At 67.4% G+C, this 1,935-nt stretch carries 1 protein-coding gene and 1 pseudogene; one reads left to right on the plus strand and one right to left on the minus strand.

What is annotated here, in order from left to right; all coding sequences use genetic code 11:
* Positions 1-325 (minus strand): annotated as a pseudogene (locus WA317_RS11940) (alpha/beta hydrolase); the annotation flags it as partial.
* A gap of 199 nt (positions 326-524) precedes the next feature.
* Between WA317_RS11940 and mqo the strand changes: the two are divergent.
* On the plus strand, positions 525-1,935 hold a 1,411-nt coding region (gene mqo / locus WA317_RS11945; RefSeq protein WP_425173230.1), incomplete at its 3' end, for a malate dehydrogenase (quinone).

Here is a 1,935-nt window from a genome sequence, read left to right on the forward strand (position 1 = left end):
CAGCGAGGGATTGGTCGAGGTCGCGGTCGTAGCGGCTCAGGTCGGTGGTGAAGTGCGGCGTCTGCCCGGCACGCGATGACCGACCGCATTTGTGTAGGTCGAGGGCGTAGAACGCGAATCCACGGTCGGCGAAGTGGTCGGCCAGGGCGGTGTGGAAGAAGTAGTCGGTGTATCCGTGCACCGCCAGCACCGCGTGCGGGGCCGCGGCGGCGTCACCGCGGCGCACCAGCGTCGCGACGATATCGCCCTCGCCGTCGGGGTCCCGTCCCAGCGGCATGGTTTGCTGCCAGTAGCCGGGCAGGACGTCGGGCTGCCAGCCAGTCACCACGCCAGCTTAAATCGTGCCGGGCCGGCAGGGCGCCGCGTCGATCGCGAGCGCGGCTGAAAGCCGGGCGAAGCAGGTCGCCGCCATCTGCCCCAACGTCGACGGGCCGGTCCCGGCGCAGCACCCGATAACCTGAGGTGCGGTATCCCATGCGGCAACTCCACGAAGGACGAACCACCCGGTGTCAAATTCGCAGGTAATGACGACCGCGAAGACCGATGTCGTGCTGGTGGGTGCCGGAATCATGAGCGCCACCCTGGGCGCATTGCTGCGGCGGCTGGAACCCGGCTGGTCGATTACCCTGATCGAGCGCCTGGACAGCGCAGCCGCCGAGAGCAGCGACCCGTGGCACAACGCCGGCACCGGCCACTCCGCCTTGTGCGAGCTGAACTACACCCCCGAGCGGAACGGCTCGATCGACATCACCAAAGCGGTGCGCGTCAACGAGCAATTCCAGGTCACCCGGCAGTTCTGGGCGTACGCGGCGGAGAACGACATCTTGACCGACGTGCGCCGGTTCTTGAATCCCGTACCGCACGCCAGCTTCGTGCAAGGTGCTGAACGCATCGACTATCTGCGCCGGCGCCGTCAGGCGCTGGCCGGTAACCCGCTGTTCGCCCGCACCGAACTGATTCTCGACGTGCAAGAATTCGCCCGCCGGTTGCCGTTGATGGCCGCCGGCCGTGACTTCACCGAGCCGATCGGACTCAACTGGGCGCCCGACGGCACCGATGTGGACTTCGGAGCGCTGGCCAAGCAGCTCATCGAGTTCAGCGTGCGGGGCGGCACCACCGCGTTGTTCAGTCACGAAGTGCGCAACTTGTCCCGACAGTCCGACGGCAGCTGGACGCTGTCGATCCGCGACCGACGCAGCGGTGCGAAGCGCAGCGTCAACGCCAGATTTGTGTTCGTCGGGGCGGGCGGCAACGCACTGCCGTTGCTGCAGAAATCCGGCATCAGGGAGATCAAGGGCTTCGCCGGCTTCCCGATTGGAGGCCGATTCTTGCGCGCGGATTCCCCGGAGCTCACCGCCGCGCACCGCGCCAAGGTCTACGGCGCGCCGGCGACCGGCGCGCCACCGCTCGGGGCGTTGCACCTCGACCTGCGTTTCGTCGGCTTCAAGCCGTGGCTGGTATTCGGGCCGTACGCCGGCTGGTCGCCGAAATTTTTGAAACAAGGGCATTTCAGCGATCTGCCCCGCTCGGTCAAGCTGAACAACGCGCTGCCGATGCTCGGCGTCGGTGTCAGCCAGCGGTCACTACTCAGCTACCTGCTCGGGCAGCTGCGGCTCTCCGAGCCGGGGCGCCTCGAGATGCTCCGTCAATTTGCCCCGACCGCGGCGGAATCGGACTGGCGACTGATGGCGGCCGGTCAACGAGTCCAGGTGATCCGGCGGGACCGAAGCAAAGCCGGGCTGCTCGAGTTCGACACCACGGTGGTCAGCGCCGCCGACGGCAGTATCGCGGGGTTGCTGGGCGCCTCGCCCGGGGCGTCCACCGCCGTGCCGGCGATGCTGGACGTGCTGGAACGCTGCTTCGCCGATCGCTATCAGTCCTGGTTGCCGATGCTGAAAGAGATGGTGCCGTCGTTGGGGGCGCAGTTGAGCCGGG

It is taken from the genome of Mycobacterium sp., from assembly GCF_049802695.1.
Taxonomy (GTDB): Bacteria; Actinomycetota; Actinomycetes; order Mycobacteriales; family Mycobacteriaceae; genus Mycobacterium.